Consider the following 19535-nt stretch of genomic DNA (forward strand, 5'->3'; position numbering starts at 1 on the left):
GCGATGGCGACCAAGAAAGATCTCATCGAGGCGCAGGGCTTCAGCCGGCGCCGTCTGCTGTCGGCGTTCACGGGCGGTGCACCGGGCGGCAAAGAACTCGACCCCGCAAAGCCCCTCCGGGCCGTCATCGCCGGCATCGCGCTGACCGCTGCTGTCATCCTCGGCGGCGTGTTCTACGGACTCATCCGCCCGGGGCTGCCCCAGGGCTGGGAGAACAACCGGCTCGTGCTCGCGAGCGACACGGGCGCCCGCTACCTCTCGGTCGAAGGCGTGCTCCACCCCGTCATCAACACGGCGAGTGCGCGACTCCTCATTCCCGCGGGCGACTTCACGGTCGTGAGCACCGACCAGGGCACGCTCGCCGGCATCGAGATCGGCGACACGATCGGAATCGTGGGCGCGCCCGACGATCTGCCGGCTCCCGACGACCTCATCAACTCGGGCTGGACCGCGTGCGTCTCGGGCGACGCCCAGACCGCCGTCTCGATCTCCGCGGCACCCGACGCGACGCCCGCCGCGGGCGACGGCGCCGTCGTCTCGCGTGACGGCGATCTCTTCGTGGTCTCCGGAGGCTTCCGCTATGCGGTCGCCGAAGACGAGGCGAACGCGGTGCTGCGAGCCGTGGGCCTCGGCGCCGCGAGCCCCGTCGCCGTCGAGGGGCGCTGGCTCAACCTCTTCGAGCCCGGCGACGAGCTCGAAGCCATCGAGCTCTCCGACGCCGGCGCGAGCCTCCGCGGCACCGACCTCACCGTCGGCACCGTCGTGCACGCCCAGGGCACCCCCGACGACGAGCGCTACGTCGTCCTGAAGTCGCGCGAGCTCGCACCGCTCTCGCCCCTGGCCTACCAGCTCTACCTCCTCGGAACCGGAGCGGATGCCGAGGAGCGCGAGGTCAGCCCCGCCGAGATCGCGAACCTCCCGACGGCGTCGACGCCGGCCGGCGGCACCGGTTGGCCGAGCGCCGTGCTCACCGAGCTCGACGCCGAGACCGTGCCGTGCGCCGTGCTCGGCGACGAACTCGGTGTCGCGACGACCTCGCTCGGATCGGCTCCGAGCGCCACCATCGACTCCCCCGGTGTCACCGTCGACATCGGAGCGGGCGCACTCGTCCAGGCCGGCGCCGCCGCGCCGCGCGTGCTCCTCGACGAGTCGGGCACCGCGTTCCCCATCCCCGGCACGAACACCGACCTCATCGAACGCCTCGGTTATGCGGCGGATGACGTCGGCCCCGTCATCCCCTCGTGGATCGACTTCTTCGCCGCCGGCCCGAGCCTCACCCCCGAGGCCGCCGGCCAGAGCCCGAGCACCGACGCGTCGAGCTCACGATGAGGTTCGCGCGACTCGCTGCGAGTGCGGCCTTCGGCGCGGTGGCTCTCGCCGGCTTCATCGCGGCGCCGGCACCGACGACCGTCGCGATCGCGGCCTCGAACGAATGCGCGCCCGGCAACATCGCGTTCTCCCCCGACGCGCCCCTCGCGTTCCCGCTCCTGCAGACGGATGCCGCGTGGGCGCGCAGCACGGGCGCGGGCATCGTCGTCGCCGTCGTCGACTCGGGTATCGACGGCTCCAACCCGCACCTGAAGAACGCCGTGGTCGGCGGTATCGACCTCGTGGGCGACGGCGAACGCGCCGATGGTCTGAGCGACCCGCAGGGCCATGGCACGGCCATCGCCGGGCAGATCGCCGCGCGTGCCGTCGACGGTTCGGGGGTTATCGGCCTCGCGCCCGATGCGAAGGTCATGCCCGTGCGCGTCTTCCGCGGAACCGACGACGAATCGGTGCGAAACGGCTTCGGACCGACGACCGAACGCCTCGCGACCGGCATCCGCTACGCCGCCGAGAACGGCGCGACGATCATCAACGTCTCGCTGAGCGACTACGCCGACTCGGGCGCACTGCGTGACGCCGTCGACTTCGCCCACTCGCGCGGCAGCCTCGTCGTCGCGAGCGCCGGCAACCGCGCGACGAGCGAGGACACCACCGACGGCCCGCGCTACCCCGCGGCGTACGATGCGGCGCTCGCGGTCACGGCGACCGACAACAGCGGTGTGGTGACGGATGACTCGATCCACGGCCCGCACGTCGATGTCGCCGCTCCCGGCGCCGAGGTCGCGACGTCGGCGACGGGTGCCGGGGACTGCATCTACGCGTCCGATGCGCCGTCGTCGAGCTTCGCGACGGGGTACACGAGCGCGGCTGCGGCACTCGTCGCCGCCGCCCACCCCGGCGAGGGCCCCGACGAGTGGGCCTACCGGCTCGAGGCGACCGCCGCGCGCACCGACCCCGACCGCCGCGACGACGTCAACGGCTGGGGGCTCATCCAGCCCGCGAGTGCGATCACGCTGCTGCCCGACGCGACGACGCGCGGCCCCGAGGGACCGTTCTTCGACACCTCGGCGAGTGCCGTGCGCCCGGGCGGCGCCGTCGTCACCCCGAACTCCGACCCGTCGCCCTTCGTGCTGACGGCCGAGGCGACCGCGCTCCTGACCGTCGCGGGGGCTGCCGCCCTCGGCACGATCGGAACCGTCATCATCCTGCGTCGTCGCCGACAGACCGAGCGCGAGACCGTCGCTGCGGCGGTCGCCGCGCCCACGGGTCTCGGCCTCCTCGAGCGCGAGTCGGTCGACGAGTACGAGTAGTCGCAGCTCTCTGCTGCCTTGTCCCTGCTCACTGCCTGCTCCTGACCCCTGCCTGCTCCCTGGCCTCTGCTCCCTGGCCCCTGCCTGCTCCTGACCTCTCCCTGGCTGCCTGGCTCCCTGGCTCCCTGGCCCCTACCTTCCGCGCCCCGCTCCTCGCTCTCCCCTCTCTGTCCGTTACAGCGGAGATTCCGACGACGCGCCGACCAGGGATGCCTCGTCAGCGGTGTGTCGCGCTGAGTTCCGCCAGAACGGCACGCAGGCGCGGCGCGGCTGGCAGATGCGGCAAGCGGGTGCGGGGTGGATGCCGCGGGCGGATGCCGCGGGTGCGGTGTGGGGCCGCGGGCGCGGCATTGGAACTGAGGGCGGGGCGTCAGACGGCGAGAGCGGTGACGACGAGGGCCGCGAGACCCACGACCGAGACGACGCTCGCGAGAGCGACGGCGCCGAGCGCGATGAGACCGACGCGACGTGAGCGACGCTCGACCGAGGGCAGGCTGCCGTCGACGACGCGCGTCGCGGGCGGAGCGGGGGCGAGCCCGACGGGCGGGGCCGCGGGCTCGGGAACCTCACGCGGCGCGTACGGGTCGATCGCTCCCGGTCCTGGTGCGACGACCGACGATCGCAGCAGCGCCGGGTCGATGGGAGCGGGCGTGAGGGCGCGTCGACCGCGACGCGTGAGGAGCCGCAGAGCGGGTGCCGACGACTTCTTGACGGGGCGGTCGCCGTCGCTCGTCGGAGCCGGTGCCGACGTGTCGGGCGCATCCGCGGCATCCCGCTTCGCGCGTCGACCGACGACGATCGTGCCGTCCTCGGTGGTCGGAGCATCGGCCGGCGCTCGATCGCGATCCACGACGATGGTGCCGTCATCGGCCACGGGAGCATCCCGGTCGACGACGATGGTCCCGTCATCCACGGGAGCGGGCGCACCTCGGTCGACCACGACCGTGCCCTCGTCCACCGGCCCAGCACGATCTACGACGACAGTGCCCTCATCCACGGGCGCACTTCGATCAACGACGACCGTGCCCTCATCCACCGGCCCAGCACGATCGACGACGACCGTGCCCTCATCCACCGGCGCAGCACGGTCGACGACGACCGTGCCCTCATCCACCGGCGCAGGACGGTCGACGACGACGGTCCCCTCGTCGACATCCGTCTCGCGGTCGACCACGACGGTGCCGTCGACGTCGTCGTCGGGGCTGTCGACGGTCTCCGGAGACTCGGGCTGGGAGGATCGATCGGTCGCCATCGTCAGACCACCACGCGCACGGGGATCGTCGTGTCGTCGATCATCGAGTCGCCGAGGCCGAGGCTCGCGAATCGCAGGCTTGTCGTGTCGTCGTTCGTGAGACGTCCGCCTCCCGAGACGACGTCGACGACGATGACCGTGATGTTGTCGCGTCCGCCGGCCTGGTTCGCCCGCTGCACGAGCGCCTCGGCCGCCGACTCGGGGCGACCGCTCATCGTGAGCGTCGCACGGATCGCCTCGTCGCTGACCTCCGACGTGAGTCCGTCGGAGCAGATGAGCAGACGCTCGCCGTCGGTGACGGGCATGAGCCAGCTGTCGGCGGTCGAATCGGGGGCGCCGATCGCCCGCGTGATGACGTTGCGTCGGGCGAAGGTCGCGAGGTCTTCGGGGCGGAGCGCGCCCTCGTCGACGAGCTCCTGGCCGAGCGAGTGGTCGACGGTGATCTGCTCGAGGTCGCTGCCCGTGTGACGGTAGACGCGCGAGTCGCCGACGTTGAAGACGAGCCAGTGCGGCAGGCCGTCGTGCTCGACGAGAGCGACTCCCGAGACCGTGCTGCCCGCACCGCGCTTCGTCGTGCCCGAGACGACCTCGACGGCGTCATCCGCGGCGGACAGCGCATCGCGCACCTCGTCGAGGGTCGTGATCTCATCGCCGACGACGTGCTCGCGGAACGCGGCGACGACGGCCTGGCTCGCGAGGTCTCCGGCGTCGTATCCGCCCATGCCGTCGGCGACGAGATAGACGGGCGACTCGGCGAGGAGGGAGTCCTCGTTGGCCTGCCTCTTCTGGCCTCGATCGGTGACGGCGGCGACGGTCACCACGACGGGGGCGTTCGGCATGCTCAGTCGTCCTCGCCGTACGTGACGCGCATGCCGACCTCGCCGAGCACGAAGCGCGACGTCACCTCGATAGGCACGTCGGCCTCGACGAGCGTCTCCTCGCCCGACGCGTCGACCACGAGAACGCCGTTCGTCGAACGGAGGTCGGTGATGCTCCAGCGACCGTCGTCGAGCTCGAGACGCGCGTGCGTCTTCGACAGGGTGCGGGTCTTGTCGGGAACGGGCAGTCGCTGCTCGCTGGAATCGGCGGCGGCGGGGTTGCGACCGAGCACGACGCGCGCACCGGTCAGATCGAACGACGTGCCGTCGTCGAGCACGAGCCGCCAGGGGATCTTCGGTCGACGGTCGACCACGACGGTCGACTCGAAGTCGTCATCCTCGTCGTCCTCGACGGGAGCGGCGGGCGGAGGCGAGGTGATGATCGTCTGGGCGACCGCGAAGTCGAGGTCCTCCGTGCCGGGTGCGACGGCGGCGGGGTCGGAGGCGAAGAGCGCCTGCATGTTCGACGCGGGCGCCTCGGCGGGCGCGGCCTCGATCGGGGCCTCGACGGGCGCGGAAGGCGCAGGAGGTGCCGGCGGCGCGGCGACGACCGGTGCGGCGACGGGCTCGGCCGGGGTCGGCGGCGCCGGAGGTGCCGGCGGCTGAGCGACGATCGGCACGGGAATCGGCTCGGGCAGCGGCGTGGGCGCGAGGAACTCGGGCTCGGGAGCGACGGGCACCGGGGCGGGGATGCGCGCGGGGATCGGCGGCGGAGGCAGCTCGTCGAATCCGGTGGGGGCCGGGGCCGCGGGGGGCACCGGCGAAGCGACGGGAGGCGCGGGCGGCGCGTCGGTCGGACGCGGCGCCCACGGGTTGCCCGCGACGGCGGGCGCGGGCGCCGATGCACCGAACGGCGCAGCATCGTCAGCGGGTCGCGCGGCGTATGCGGGCGACGGAATGTAGTTGCTCACCGAGTCGGAGTACTCCGAGACCGGCGCTCCGGCGTCGGAGTCGGGGCCCGTGTACGGAGGCGGGTAAGCTGCGGCTCCCGCTGCTGCGGGGATCGCATAGCCCGAGGCATCCCGTGCCGTCGGCGCGCTCTCGGCGAGCGGCCCGGTCGCCCGATCGGCCGCACCGGTCGTCGCCTGAAGACGACCGCGCTCCGGATCGGGGTTGGTGCTGCCCCACGCGAGGAGCGTGGCCCACAGCGGCGCGATCAGCACCGCGAGCACCGTGCTGCCCGCGCCACGACCGAAGAGCACGTTGATGCGATGCGTCGCGATGACGTACAGGTAGAGCCCGTACAGGTTCACGATCGGGATGAAGAGGAAGACGACCGACCACGCGGGCACACCGCCGCGCGCGAAGATCTCGGACGTGTTGAGGATCGGCACCCAGCCCTTCCACGACTCCGCCCCGAGGCGCGGGAACAGACGTGAGAGCGCGAGCGCGTACCACACGTAGATTCCGACGCCGATGAGGCTCGAGATCGCCAGCATCGCGATCACGGCTCCGATCGCGGCGGAGGGGTCGTAGTAGGGATTCACGGGGCGATCTCCTTTCGGAAGACGTCAGGCAGGGAGAACACTCGGGGGCGGGAGCCGGCACGCCGGGTGAACGAGCGGAGCGACAGCGCCGCGCGGACACGACCGCGGAAGCCGGCCGACGCGGCGAGCTGCTTGCGCTCGTCGTCGACGAGCTGCCACGCCCACTCGGCGAACTTCTTGGCCGGCGGGTGCTCGGAGAAGACCGCCCGGTCGACGCCCGCCGCGAGCGAGAGCGCCGCAGCGCGTCCCGACGACTCGGCAGCGAGGATGCGGCTCGGGGTCGACTCGAGGGGAATGCGGTAGTCGGTGTAGAGGTCGACGAGTTCCTCCCACGCGGCCACGACCCGCACCTCGGTGTCGGGCGACCCGCGTCGCACGGAGCGGCGGATGCGCTTCGCGAAGAAGAGCGTCGCGAACGGCAGGAGGAGGAGCAGGAGCGCTCCCGTGCCGATGAGCACCCAGCGCATGATCGGCCAGAACGCGTCGAGCGCCTCGGACGGGCGATCGTCGGCGACGACCTCCTCATCGCTCGAATCGCTCTGCGCCTGGGGCGGATCGACGGCTTCGCTCGTGACCTCGTCGGGCACGGTCGGGTTCTCGGGCAGCTGCTCGCCCTCGGTGATCTCGGTCGGCAGCATGGCGAACTGCGGGGTCGCATCGATCGCCGTCCACTCGCCGCCCGCGGGCCGAGCCTCGATCCAGGCGGACATCGAGCCGCCCGTGCAGGCGTCGTCGCACGCGGGGATGCCGGGGACCTCCTCAGCACCCGCGAGTCGGACGCCGACGACGACGCGCGACTCGAAGCCCCAGTGCCGCGCGAGGAGGGCCGCTGCCGCCGCGAACTGCTCGTCGTCGCCGACGCCCGAGACGAGCATGTCCTCGTCCGCGCCGGGCCCCGCACGACGCTGCTGGTCGATCATCGAGGTGAAGAGCGTCTCGAGACGGGCGCGCGAATGGCCCGCGTAGCTCGACAGGAATGCGTAGCGACCGGAGGCCGAGAGCGCGGCGACCCATGCCGACGACGCGTCGTCCTCGAGCAGACCGTGGCTCAGGTAGCCGCGGGCGCGCAGCCGATCGATGAGTTCCTCGAACCCGGCTCCCGTGCGCGGCAGCTCTTGCAGGGCCGCCCACTCGGTGAGCGCGGGGTAGAGCTCGGGATCGATCGTCGACTCGCCGCCGGTGGCCGTCGCGAAGGACGTATCCGGCACGGGTTCGTCGGCCAGCACCGTGTACGAGTCACCCGGTACGAGCCCGTGACCGTCATCCGTCGGCGCGACGTCGACCGCTCCCCCGCCGTCGGGGGCGATGTGGAAGCCATCGGCGAGGGCCTCGGCGCGCGGGCCTCCGAACGACGGGGCGGCGGCGAGAAGCGTCGGGGCGGGCACCCAGATGCCGCCGAAGCCCTCACCGACCTGCACGTCGAGGTCGATGCGGTCGGACCCGGGGCCGGCGCTCCGCGGCAGGCGCGAGAATCGCGTGTCGGCTCCGACGTGGAAGACCTCGCCGTCGTACTCGTCGAGCACGGCGATCGGCAGTCGCCCGACACGATCGACGTCGCCTGTGATGCTGAAGGTCTCGGTGTCGAAGCTCGTCGACTGGAACCACGACCGGTAACCGCTCAGCGGGCTCGGCTGCTGCTGCACGACGACGTGCGGGTCGATGGTGTCACGGAGCGCGCCGCGTTCTCCGAGCGATGCGGCGGCGGGTGCGACGACGATGCCGCCGACGAGCGCGATCACGACGATGCCGACGGCGAGGGCGTTGCGGCGCACGGCGATCGCGATCGACTCGCCGCCCTGACGGACCGTGCCGGCACGCGCACGGGCGAGCGCTCGCGCACGCGTGAGACGGGCGCGGCCGAGCAGCCAGACGACCGCGGCGAGGAGGCTCAGCACACCGAGCCCGAGTTCGCGCGGGGCGGGCACCTCGACGCCGAGGACCGTGATCGGCGCGCTCGTCTCGCTCGATCCGAAGGCGATGCCGAAGACCGTCATGAGGAGCACGGCGAGGGCCGCGAGCGGCGTCCACCGGTTCTCGCGCGTGATGAGCGCGCTCGCGACGATCGAGCCGACGAAGACCACGATGAAGAACGGCACGAGCACCGCCTGGTACTCGCCGACGGGAAGATCGAGGGTCAGCAGCTGCTTCCAGCCGACGACGATGCCGACGAGGCCGTCGAGGATGCCGCGGAAGAACGCACCGGGCGACGAGAACGCCGAAGGGATCGCGACGGGCACCACGGCGACGACGTAGAGCACGAAGGCAACGAGACCCGTCGTGAGGGCACCGGTCAGCCCGGTCCACTTGAGGTAGCGCGACAGCACGATCGTGCCCGCACCGAGCAGCAGTCCGACGGCCGCGACGAGGATCATCCGCGGCGACTGGTAGACCGGCCAGGCCGCGAACGCCGCGAGCACCACACCGACGACGAGGTACGCGAGACCCCAGATCACGATGATCTGGTCGTCGCTCGGGCGCACGGGCGCGGCTCGGCGGCGGCGGCTCATCGGATCACTCCGCGGGCGAGGAGCTGGGTGAGGTCTCCGAGGGCACCGATCGTGACGACCGTGATCTCACGCGTCGCCTTGATCGTGGGCTCGGCTCCCGGTTCGCAGCGCACGGCGATCGTCTCGATGCCCTGCGGCAGCGCGATGGCCGCCTGTCGAAGCCTCATGAGCGGCATCCGTTGGCCCGTGACGAGGAAGGCGATCGAGAGGTCGGAGAACGACTGGGCCGTGAGGTTGGTGACGGCCTCGAGTCGCATGACGTGCCCGCCCGACTCGATCGCGGCCATGCCGTCGAGGAGCGCCTTCGGCGTGCGCGTCGGCACCGTGCGGATCGACTGCACCGCGTTGCGGCTGAACTCAGGGATCGGCGCGCTCGCGGCGATGAGGACGTCGCGGCCCTCGCGGACCCCCTGGACACCGAGGGATGCCGCGGCGCTCACGGCCATCTCGAATTCGTCTTCCGTCTCGAACTCCTCGTCGTCGAGGTCGAGGAGGATCGCGATGCGCGCGTGGCGCGACTCTTCGTACTGGCGCACCATCAGGCGCCCCATCTTCGCGGTCGACTTCCAGTGCACGTGACGCTGCGAGTCGCCGACGACGTACTCGCGCACGGCGTGGAAGGAGAGGTCGGCGTCGACGAGGGCGTTCGTCGGGGTGCCCTCGAGGTCGCGGATGAGACCGGCGCTCGTCGGCGGGATCGGCACGGTGATGGGGTGCACGTAGATGCGCTGCACCTCGGGCCAGCTGAGCTCGCGCTTCAGCACGCCGAGCGGGTCGCCGCGCGAGATGGTCATCGGGCCGACATCGATGACGCCGCGGCGCTGGGCGGCGATCGTCAGCTCTTCGCGGTGGTGGCCGCCGGCTCGGAGGAGCGGGACGTGCACCTCGACGAGGCCCGCACCGACGGGGATGTCGACGACGCCCGGGAGCGACACGCGCTCGCCCTTGTTGACGAGGTCGAGGCGACCGCCGACCTCGTTGCCGGCCACGACGCGGTCACGGTCGAGCTGGAGGTCGAGCCGGTAGTCGTGCGCTCCGATGAGGAACGGCACGCACAGGGCGAGCAGCACGAAGGCGATGCCCGCGACGACCCAGCCCTCGATCCAGCCGAAGCCGAGGCCCGTGGCGACACCCGCGATGAGCGCGACAGCGAGCAGCAGTCCCGCGGGCGAGACCGTCTCGCGCACCCACGCGACCGAGCGTCGGACGACGCTCGCCGTTCCCCGCGCGGCGCGCCGGAGGCCGAAGACGGCCCCCGAGACGGCGCCGCGACGGGTCTGCGAATAGCGCGTGACGGTCTCGGCCCGGGTGTGGGTACCCGTGCCGGCCGTCGTGCGGCTGATCCGCGATTCGGTCTGAAAGCTCACGCAGCGCCGTTCTCGCGGGGCGGAGCGACGTCGAGCAGGATCTGGTTGATGACGGCGATCGCGGTGACGCCGTCGAACTCGGCCTCGGGCTCGAGGACGAGTCGGTGGGCGAGCGCCGGCACGGCCAGCTCGCGGACGTCGTCGGGGGTGACGAACGTGCGCCCGTGGGCGGCGGCCCACGTCATGACGATGCGCGACAGTGCCAGAGCACCGCGGACGCTCACGCCGAGCCGCACCTCGGTCGCGCGACGTGTGGCGTCGACGATCCGCATGATGTAGTCGGAGACGAGCGGGTTGACGTAGACGCCGCGCGCCATGTCGGACATCGTGACGATCGTGTCAGTCGTGACGATGCTCGAGAGCTCGCGCTTGGGGTTCGCGACGCCCTGGAGGATGCGGAGCGTCGCGGCCTCGTCGGGGTAGCCGATCGACGTCTTGATCATGAAGCGGTCGAGCTGGGCCTCGGGCAGACGGTACGTGCCGCCCTGCTCGATGGGGTTCTGCGTCGCGATGACGAGGAACGGGTCGCCGACCGGACGCGTGACGCCGTCGGTCGTGACGTTCGACTCCTCCATGACCTCGAGGAGCGCCGACTGCGTCTTCGGGCTCGCACGGTTGATCTCGTCGGCGAGCACGATGTTCGCGAAGATCGGGCCCGCGTGGAACTCGAACTCGCCCTTCTTCTGGTCGTAGACCGTGATGCCCGTGACGTCTCCGGGCAGGAGGTCGGGCGTGAACTGGATGCGCGTGCTCGTGCCCTTGACCGTCTGCGCGATCGATCGCGCGAGCGCCGTCTTACCCGTGCCCGGGAAGTCCTCGAGCAGCACGTGGCCATCGCTGATGGCGGTCGCGAGCACGAGCTCGACGACGTGCCGCTTGCCGAGGATCGCCTGCTCGACGTTGTCGGCGAGCAGGGAGAACGTCTCGGCGAACCAGGCGGTCTGCTCGGGGGCGATCGTCATATCAGTGGATCCTCTCGAAGGGGAAAGACGGGGGTGGATGTCGCGGGCGACGTCAGCTCAGGGGTTGGGGTTGGCCGGGGGTTCGGGTTCCGGCTCGGGCTCGGGCTCCGGCTCCGGCTCCGGTTCGGGCTCCGGCTGCGGGTCGAGGTCGATCGTGCGCGAGATCGACGTCAGCTGGGCGAAGGCCCCGCTCCACGTGATGATCACCTCGGCTTGCGATCCGTCGGCGTTCGGCGTGGCGACGAAGGACCAGGAGCCGCTCGCCGCGTTGGACACGCGGATCATGTCGCGCACATCGCGGTCGAGGTTCGCGAACCGGTTCGGGTCGCTCGGCGGACCCACGACGGGACGACGGTCGAGGAACTCGACCCTGACCGTCGTCGGAGCCGTGTTCGCCGCCAGTCCCTGCTCGTTCGAGCAGTACTGGCCGAGGAAGCCGTTGCGGCACGCACGCGCCTTGGCGTCGGGGATCGCATCGGGGCTCAGCTGGAAGCTCTCGCTCCAGTCACCGTAGGTGCGGTACTGCACCGTGAAGCGGCCGTCGGGAGGGGTGACCGACGGGCCCTGCGCGAGACCGTAGTTGTAGACGCGGCCGTCCTGCGACGGGTTGGTGTCGACCGTGTAGCTCGCCTCGCCACCCGTTCCCGGGGGCTGGTTCGCGTCGAACGTGAACACCTGGGCGACGTTCGACGAGACCACGCCGTAGCCGTTCGATCCGCAGGCCTTGACGTTGTAGAGCTCGTACGACTGCAGGCCCGTGATGCTCGACGACGTCGACTGCTCCTCGCCGCCGGCGATCGAGAGGCCGCCGCCCTCGCCGTTCACACGGCACTCGGGCTCGTTGCCGCCGCGCCACGCGACGTAGATGCGCTGGCGCTCGCGCCCGCTGCCGTTCATGTCGAGGTCGCCGCCCGAGACCGTGATGCTCGTCGACGTCGCGGCCGACGCCGAGACTCCGTTCGAGAAGATCGGGCCGCCTGCGGCGTTCACGGTGAGCGTCTTGGCCGCGCCGTCGGTCGAGCCCGCGATCGGGGGCTCGAAGCGCGAGATGGGCACGACGGTGAAGACCTGACCACCGGGCGCCGTGTCGAGACGGTAGGTCGTCGTGCCGCCCTGACGATCGAACTGGCCGACGCCGTCGATGCGGAACTGGCGGGTGTCGTCGCTCGACTTCACGACGATCTCGACGACGGCGTTCGACGGCGACGTGCGTCCGCGCTCGTAGACCGGGCTCGCCGTCGCCGACGAGATCTCGGGGGCCTGGTAGGCCCACGAGGTGACGGCCGACGTATCGGTCGACTCGCCGACGCTGTTGACGGCGCGCGCGGTGTACTCGCGCCGTTCGCCGTTCGTGAGTCCCGAGACGACGCAGCGGTACACGGTTCCCGACGGAGAGCACGAGGCGCCCGTCGATCGTCCGCCGCTGTAGATGGCGACGCCGGTGACGGCGGGCTGCGCGCGAGCGGCCTCGCCGAGCGGCACTTCGAGCGTGACGCTCGAACCCGAGTAGTCGACGGTCGTGACGCTCGCGGGGCGTTGCGGGTAACCCTGCACGTCGATCGTGAGCGTGCCGGGGCCTGTACGGCCCTGCGCGTCGGCGACCGTGAAGGGCACGACGCACTGTCCGCCGAAGGCGGCCTGACCGGCGGGGAAGACGGCCGAGACGCTCGTCTCGCCGGCGGCCGTGACGGTCGTGACGTCGCACGTGACGGCTCCGCCGCCGCCGACGCTCACGAGCTTGAGGCCCGAACCGGTCTTGCCCGCGAACGGGTCGTACTCGCCGCCGACTCCCACGACGGGGATCGAGCACGTGCCCGCGCTCACGGTGCACTCGCGCGAGAACGTCGCTCCACGGGGAGCGTCGGGCGGGGCAGCACCGACGACGAGGGTGATGGTCGCCGAGAGGCCTCCGAACGACGAGACCGAGACGGTAGCCGTCTCACGGGTGCCGGGTGGCGCGTCGGCGCGGGCCTCGAACGAGACCTGACCGCCGCCCTGCGTCATCGTGAACGCCGAGCCGGCGTAGGCGACCTGGTAGTCGAGCTTCGAGAGGTCGCCCTCACGGCCGCCCTCCCACGTCGTCATGGCGCTGTACAGGTCGATCGACTCGGACGCCGCGGGCGCGATGGTGCGCGAGAGCGCCGAGAGGATGGCCTGCGGATTCTTGGGGCGGATGTCGATCGGCACGACGACGTACGACCACGTCGTCTGACCGTCGAGACGCAGCGGGATGAGGCACGAATCGGACCACGGCGCCTCACGGCCCGCGGCGTAGACCGCCTTCTCGGGGCCGCTCGGCGTGCACGACGCCGCAGCGCGCTGCGTCGTGAAGTCGCCCTCGCGCAGCTCGATGCGATCGGAGGCGGCGAGGTCGACGAGCTCACGCACCTCGATCGTCACCGACTTCTCCTCGTCGACGTCGAGGGGTTCGACCGACCCGGCGAGCTGCACACGCATGTCGTCGAAGGCGGGGATGCGGAGGAAGCCGTACGAGACGACGTCGCCGCCCGAGGCATCCTGGCCGGTGAGCTGGAAGGGGACCAGGTCGCCCTTCTCGGGCAGAGTGCCCGTGATGCGCGAGCCCGAGACGTCGTAGCGCGAGGAGTTCGGCCCCCACAGGCTGAGTCGCAGGGTCGACACGTCGCCCGAGGCCCACTGCACGCGCCCCGTGACGACGTCGATGCCGCTCTTCTCGAGGTCGCCGCGATTGCGCGCCGTCAGGATGGTGTCGGTCACGACGGGCTGGTCGGCAGCCGCGTCATCGCTCACACCGACGACGATGAGGCCCTGAGCGGTGCTCGATGAGACCGACGATCGCACGGTGTACACGAACGAGTTCGTCCCGGCGACGTCTCCTGCCCGGAGCATGACACGGCCCGATTCGAGCGAGGTGCCCGAGTCGACGAGTTCGGCGAGTCGCGCGTACTCGGTCGTGCCCGCCGGGGCGTTCGGCACGAGGTCGACGAGTTCGAGCGTGCCCTGCGCGGGGTCGCGGTCGTTGAGGAGCGGCTGGATCGTGACGGGTGTTGCTGCACCGCGCTGCACGCGCACGTAGTCGCTGAACGTGACGGGTGCGGTGTCGGCGAGTTCGGCGTTCAGCACGCCGACCCTGACGGAGCCCGTGCCCTCGGCGCCGCCCGAATCGCGCACGGTGTACGCGAAGGTCAGCTGACCTCCGCTCACGCCTGCGGCGGGGGCCGTGTAGATGATCGAGTCGCCCTCGGCCGAGACCGACGTCGTGCCCTTGTTCGCACCGGGCTGGTCGGCTCCGACGAGCACGACGCGGTCGCCGTCGGGGTCGACGCCGTAGGTCGGCACGGGGATCTTCACGCTCTGACCGCTCAGCACACGCGCGTTCAGCACGGCGGGCTTCGGCGGCCGGTTGACGCCCGACGGCAGCACCGTGACGGTGATCGACGTGTTGTCGGTGCGCGACGGGTCGCTCTCGAGCGCGATGGAGTAGCCGAGACGGTACGTTCCCGGTGTGGTCGGCGCGAGGTAACGCACGCTGTTGCCCGCCGCGAAGACGAGCTCGCCCTCGGTGCCGGAACCGCTCACCTCGGGGTGGACGACGAGGCGCGCGCCGCGCGGGCTGACGTCGTTCTCGGCCACGGGGATGCGGACGAGTTCGCCGGCGCGCACGGTGACGGTGTCGGGCAGTGCGATGGGGTCGACGTCGTTGGCCGAGGCGGCGAGGAAGACGGCGACGGTTCCGGTGACGGCGGCACCCGCGCCGTCGGCGATCGTGACGCGTGCCTCGCCGACGAGACCGGGCTGGCCGTTCGGGGTCGTGCCGCTCACCCGCAACTGGGACTGACCGACGAGACCGACGCTCAATTCGGGGGTCGAGCTCGTCGCCTCCGAGAGCAGGAGCACGCGGCCCGTCGTGTTCTGCACGGCACCGAAGACGTCGACCGAGGTGTCTTCGCCCGCTCGCACGAACGCGGTCATCGGAGCGACCGCGAGAGGAACGCCCTCTCCGACGACGGTGAGACGGATGATGGCCGACTGCTCGGCGAGCGAGATGGCATCGACGACCGAGTAGGTCACGACGTACTGCCCCGGCTCGGGAGCGCTCAGGTCGATCTCGCCCGCGGCGGCGTTCGGAGAGACGAGCAGGCCGGCTGCGTCGGCCGACGTCTCGACGGCGTCGACGAGTCGGTAGGAGCCCGAGCCGCCGGTGACGTGTTCGGCGACGCGCACGCTCACGGCCTCGCCCGCTCCGGCCGTCACGGCGACGGGCGCGGCGACGAGCGACGGCGCACTCGTCACAAGCACCTCGAGGGTCTTCTCGGCCGACGCCCCGAAGATGTCGGTCACCGTGATCTGGACCGAGATGACGGCGTCGGAGGCGTTGGCGTCGGTGTGGCGGATGGCGACGCGGCCGTCCGACATCGGAACGACGCTCACGGGAGCCTCGGTGTCGACGGCGCGGGCATCGGAGAGGATGAACGTGTCACCCTCGGGGTCGACCCAGGCGTTCAGCACGGGCACGATCACGGTTCCGCCGGGAAGCAGCTGCGGCGACGGCCATTCCTGCTGGCACGCCTCGACGCCGCACCATTCGGGAGCGGAGTTCTCGGACGGATCGATGACCGTCAGCGTCACGGTCGCCGGCGGTGAGACCGCCGATCCGTCGGTGACGGAGTAGGTGAACGTCGCCTGGCCGCTCTCGGCCGCCACGCGCACGGCGAGCGACTGGCTGTTGCCGATGATCGACAGCTCGCCGAAGCCGGGATCGCTGAGACCCGAGAGCGACGTCGGCTCGATCGTGAGCACGTCCTTCTTGTTCGGGTCGTGATCGTTCAGCAGCACGGGGAGCAGCACGAGGTCGCCCGCACGCACGCCGAAGGCGTCGTCGACCGCGACGGGAGGCTCGGGTTCGGCGACGTCCTCGACGACGATCGTTCCCTGATCTTCGTCGTTCTGGTCGTCGACCGACCACTGCTCGAGCGGGATGATCGCGCCGTCGGGAACGGTCCAGAGCAGACCCGTCACCGTCTCGTTGAGCACGGCGCGGTCGCCGTTCGAGCGCAGCACCGGCACGACAGCCTGGGCCGATTCGAGCACGTCGCCCGGGGTGTCGAGGGGGATCGTCTCTCCCGTCGAGCTCGACCAGAGCGCTCCGGTCTCGGGGGTCAACCACGCGGCGTACGCGTCGGTCCCCGTCACGACGGGGGCCGCGGGCGTACCCGACGCGTCGGCGATGCGTTCGGCCGAGCCATCGTCGAGCGTGACCTCGACGAGGCCGGCGCCGTCGGCGATGAGCAGCGAGGTTCCGAGGTCGGCGCTCGACTGGAAGCGCGCCTCGGTGCCGAGGTCGACCGTCACCGGGTCGGGGCTGCCGGCGATCCAGAGACGGTCCTCCGCGGGTTCGCCGAGGATCCAGCGGCCGGCGACGAAGGAGAACTCGAGTCGCGCTTCGGCATCGGGGCCGGATGCCACGGGCTCGGGGTCTCCGCGGAACTCCTGCGTCGCACCGTCGTAGACGCGCACGGCGCCTTCGTCGGCGGAGTACAGGGCGACGAGGCCCGAGGGCGAGACGGCGACGGCGCTCGCGACGTACGTCGGCGGCTCCTCGCCCTCTTCGGTCTCGACCGTCGCGAAGGGGTCGATGGGGAGGATGCCGGAGTCGGGGTCGACGGTGCCGAGGAAGACCTGGCCGGTGTCGGTGCGATAGACGACGTAGCCGCCCGCCGAGATGATCTCGCGCGTTCCCGCAGGGGTCGCCTCCGAGCCGGTCGGAGCCGATTCGGCGGGGGCGTCGTCGGGCGCCTCCTCGGTCTCGGTGTCGGAGACGAGATCGATCGGGCTCGCGGCATCCACCGCCCAGCGCTGGCGGAATCCCTGGCTGTAGACGACGCTCGTCGCACCGGACTGCACGACGGCGCTCGGGTCGTCGACGGCGCGCACCGTGTCGATCTCGGCGAGCTCGGTGTTGACGCGCGCGTACTGACCCGAATCGCGGGTGACCCACACCATCGATTCGAGGCGCGGCACCTGCTGCGACTCGTACCCCTGCGCCGTGACGGCGAGCGTCACGACGACGCCGATGACCGCGATCGACGAGATCGCGGCGATGAGGGCGCCGCGCGGGCCGCGGCGAACGGCGGTGGGCCGGGCCATCACAGCACTCCTGTCACGACGAGAGCGACGACGCCGAGGACGGCGAGCACCGCTGCGCCGATCCCTGCGCCGAGGAGACCCGCACGGAGCGACGACGATCGCGGGGCGGCGACGGGAAGGCCGTCACGATCGACGACACCCGCCTCGACCTGCTTGGCCGCACGGGCCGCGCGGCGGGAGTTCGGGTCGACCGTCGAGATGACGGGCCCGCGGACGCGCGTGTCGCTGAAGCGCACGGGTGAGGCTGCGGCCCACTCGGGAGCGGCGACCTCGAACGCGGTCGAGGGGATGCCGAGTTCGTACTGGGCCCAGCGGAGCTGTTCGGCGAAGTCGGCCATCGACGCGAACCGCTTCGAGGGGTCGCGGTTCATCGCAGTCGAGAGGATGTCGTCGATGCGGGGCGGCAGCCCCTCGATCGGCAGGGCGGTGTAGTTGGCCTTGATGACGCGGCGCACGAGCTGATCGCGCGTGTTCTTCTCGCGACTGTCGGCCTCGAACGGGCTGCGTCCGGCGAGGAGCGTGTAGAGCGTCGCGCCGAGGCTCCAGATCTCGCTCGGGATCGAGCCCGACACCTTCTCTTGGAGGACCTCGGGGGATGACCACGGGATCGACATCGCGAAGACCTCGGGTTCGCCCTCGTCGGCCGAGACGGCGGCGGCGATGCCGAAGTCGGCGAGGACGGGAGCGCCGAGCGAGTTGATGAGCACGTTCGACGGCTTGATGTCGCGGTGCAGGAGGCCCGCGCGGTGGGCGGTCTCGAGGGCACCCGCGATACGCACGCCGGTGTCGAGCACCTCGGCGACGCCGAGCGGCTGCTTCTTGTAGCGCGCGCTCATGGTGTCGGGGCAGTACTCCATGGCGAAGTACGGGCGGCCGTCGGCGGAGATCGAGGCCTGGTAGATCGTGACGATCGCGGGGTGGGCCGAGAGCTTGGCCATGATGTCGGCTTCGACGTTGAAGGTGCGACGCACTTCGGGGTCGACCGCGTCGGCGAAGAGCACCTTGACGGCGGCGACACGGCGCGGCATGTCTTGTTCGTAGAGGTAGACGTCGGCGAATCCGCCGGATCCGAGCGGACGTACGTAGCTGTACCCCGCGATGATCGGCGGGGCAGATGTCATCCGTCTCGCCACGCTGGAATCCTCTCTGTCAGCTCGGGCTGCTGACAGTCCCGACGTGAACGCGCGAGGTCGTCATTCGTCGCGAACATCGATCGTCACGCGATATGACTCCCCCAAGTCGAGTATATCGCCGGAGACCAGCGGAATCCGACGTCCGTCGTGCAGGAGACGAGGTGCTCGCGACGGCGTGTAGACGACGGTGCCGTTCGTCGAATCGAGGTCGCGCGCGGAGAGCCCTCCGCCGTCGACGTCGACCTCGATGTGGACGCCCGAGATCTCGCGATTGGGCGACGGAGCGACGACGTGGAGCGTGTTCTTCGGGCCGCCCTTCCACGGCCGACGGCCGAACACGACGGGCGGCTCGATCTCGCTGCCGTCGGGGAGGAGGAGACGCCACGTCGGACCGGCGGGCTTCGCCGGAACCACGTCGGCGGACGCCGGCGCCTCCGCGGGCGCTTGGGCTTCGGCGGGCGCGGGTGCGGGCGCCGCATCCTCGACGGGAGCGGACTTCTCGGCAACAGCAGTCGCCTCAGCGCGCGGCTTACGGGCGGGCTTCAGGGTGCGCGCGGGCTGCTCGGTCTCGACGTGCTTGGCGGTCGCCGCCGAGCGCTTCGCGGGTCGCGGAACGTCGCCGGACGCCTCGACGTCGGCCGCGCGCGGAAGCTCGATCGGTCGCGTCGCCATGTCGTCGTCGGCCGCGACCGTCGCTGCGACCGGGCGGCGTTCGGCGACGGAGATCATGCCGGTGCGCACGACTCCTCGTCGGACGGGAAGGCGGTCATCCCCCGGCTCTCCGCCGAGCGAGAGGCTCAGGCCGTCGACGCCGACGGCCTCGCCGATGACCCACGCGGTACCCGCCGGACCCGTCATCCGGGTCGAGGCGACGCCCGACATCGTGACGTCGACGTCACCGCGCACCGCGACGTGGAAGGTGCGCTCGACGGGGTCGATGACCTCGACGATCGCGAACCGTTGGAGGCTCACCCCGGTCTGCAGCACGTCGAGCGCATCGGCGATGCGCGTCTCGTCGGCGTCGAGGAGCGCGTAGAGCGAGGCCCCCGTCGCTGCATCGGCCTCGGCGCCCAACAGGCACACGAAGCGGTCGGTCACGATCGCGAAACCGATCTCGCCGTCACGGAGAGTGGGTGGGTACTCGAACACACGAGAACCCTAGCCGATAGGCACCCCCCACTCGC

At 71.3% G+C, this 19535-nt stretch carries 11 protein-coding genes; 2 read left to right on the plus strand and 9 right to left on the minus strand.

Features of this window, described 5'->3' with window-relative positions:
* Positions 1 to 3: 3 nt before the first annotated feature.
* Together eccB and BJ972_RS08790 are read left to right on the plus strand one after the other, a co-directional pair.
* Complete coding sequence (gene eccB / locus BJ972_RS08785; RefSeq protein ID WP_129173777.1) at positions 4 to 1329, plus strand: type VII secretion protein EccB; 1326 nt, start codon at positions 4 to 6, stop codon at positions 1327 to 1329.
* Positions 1326 to 2639 carry a S8 family serine peptidase gene (locus BJ972_RS08790; RefSeq protein ID WP_129173775.1) on the plus strand — a complete coding sequence of 438 codons (1314 nt, stop codon included), beginning with the start codon at positions 1326 to 1328 and terminating at the stop codon, positions 2637 to 2639. The genes eccB and BJ972_RS08790 overlap by 4 nt, the downstream gene beginning before the upstream one ends.
* Positions 2640 to 3009: 370 nt before the next feature.
* Here BJ972_RS08790 and BJ972_RS08795 read toward each other — a convergent pair whose 3' ends face one another.
* From BJ972_RS08795 to BJ972_RS17235, 9 genes are all read right to left on the minus strand, one after another.
* On the minus strand, positions 3010 to 3891 hold the full coding sequence (locus BJ972_RS08795; RefSeq protein ID WP_129173774.1) for a hypothetical protein: 882 nt from the start codon (positions 3889 to 3891) through the stop codon (positions 3010 to 3012).
* 2 nt (positions 3892 to 3893) lie between these two features.
* Positions 3894 to 4730, minus strand: coding sequence for a PP2C family protein-serine/threonine phosphatase (locus BJ972_RS08800; RefSeq protein ID WP_129173772.1), 837 nt, complete (start codon positions 4728 to 4730; stop codon positions 3894 to 3896).
* A gap of 2 nt (positions 4731 to 4732) precedes the next feature.
* Positions 4733 to 6256, minus strand: a complete 1524-nt coding sequence (locus BJ972_RS17565; RefSeq protein ID WP_179419938.1) for a DUF5684 domain-containing protein — start codon at positions 6254 to 6256, stop codon at positions 4733 to 4735.
* Entirely contained in the window at positions 6253 to 8763 is a 2511-nt protein-coding gene (locus tag BJ972_RS08810) for a transglutaminase domain-containing protein (protein WP_129173768.1), read from the minus strand. Before BJ972_RS08810 ends, BJ972_RS17565 begins: the two co-directional genes overlap by 4 nt.
* Complete coding sequence (locus tag BJ972_RS17670; protein WP_129173766.1) at positions 8760 to 10130, minus strand: DUF58 domain-containing protein; 1371 nt, start codon at positions 10128 to 10130, stop codon at positions 8760 to 8762. Before BJ972_RS17670 ends, BJ972_RS08810 begins: the two co-directional genes overlap by 4 nt.
* Complete coding sequence (locus BJ972_RS08820) at positions 10127 to 11092, minus strand: AAA family ATPase (RefSeq protein ID WP_129173764.1); 966 nt, start codon at positions 11090 to 11092, stop codon at positions 10127 to 10129. Before BJ972_RS08820 ends, BJ972_RS17670 begins: the two co-directional genes overlap by 4 nt.
* Positions 11093 to 11149: 57 nt before the next feature.
* The gene (locus BJ972_RS08825) at positions 11150 to 17218 is read right to left on the minus strand and encodes an Ig-like domain-containing protein (RefSeq protein ID WP_164989896.1); all 6069 of its coding nucleotides are present in this window, start codon (positions 17216 to 17218) and stop codon (positions 11150 to 11152) included.
* Entirely contained in the window at positions 17218 to 18339 is a 1122-nt protein-coding gene (locus tag BJ972_RS08830; RefSeq protein WP_129173762.1) for a serine/threonine-protein kinase, read from the minus strand. The genes BJ972_RS08825 and BJ972_RS08830 overlap by 1 nt, the downstream gene beginning before the upstream one ends.
* Before the next feature lie 72 nt (positions 18340 to 18411).
* Positions 18412 to 19500 carry an FHA domain-containing protein gene (locus BJ972_RS17235; protein ID WP_129173760.1) on the minus strand — a complete coding sequence of 363 codons (1089 nt, stop codon included), beginning with the start codon at positions 19498 to 19500 and terminating at the stop codon, positions 18412 to 18414.
* Between the last annotated feature and the right edge of the window lie 35 nt (positions 19501 to 19535).

The organism is Agromyces atrinae (assembly GCF_013407835.1).
Classification (GTDB): Bacteria; Actinomycetota; Actinomycetes; order Actinomycetales; family Microbacteriaceae; genus Agromyces; species Agromyces atrinae.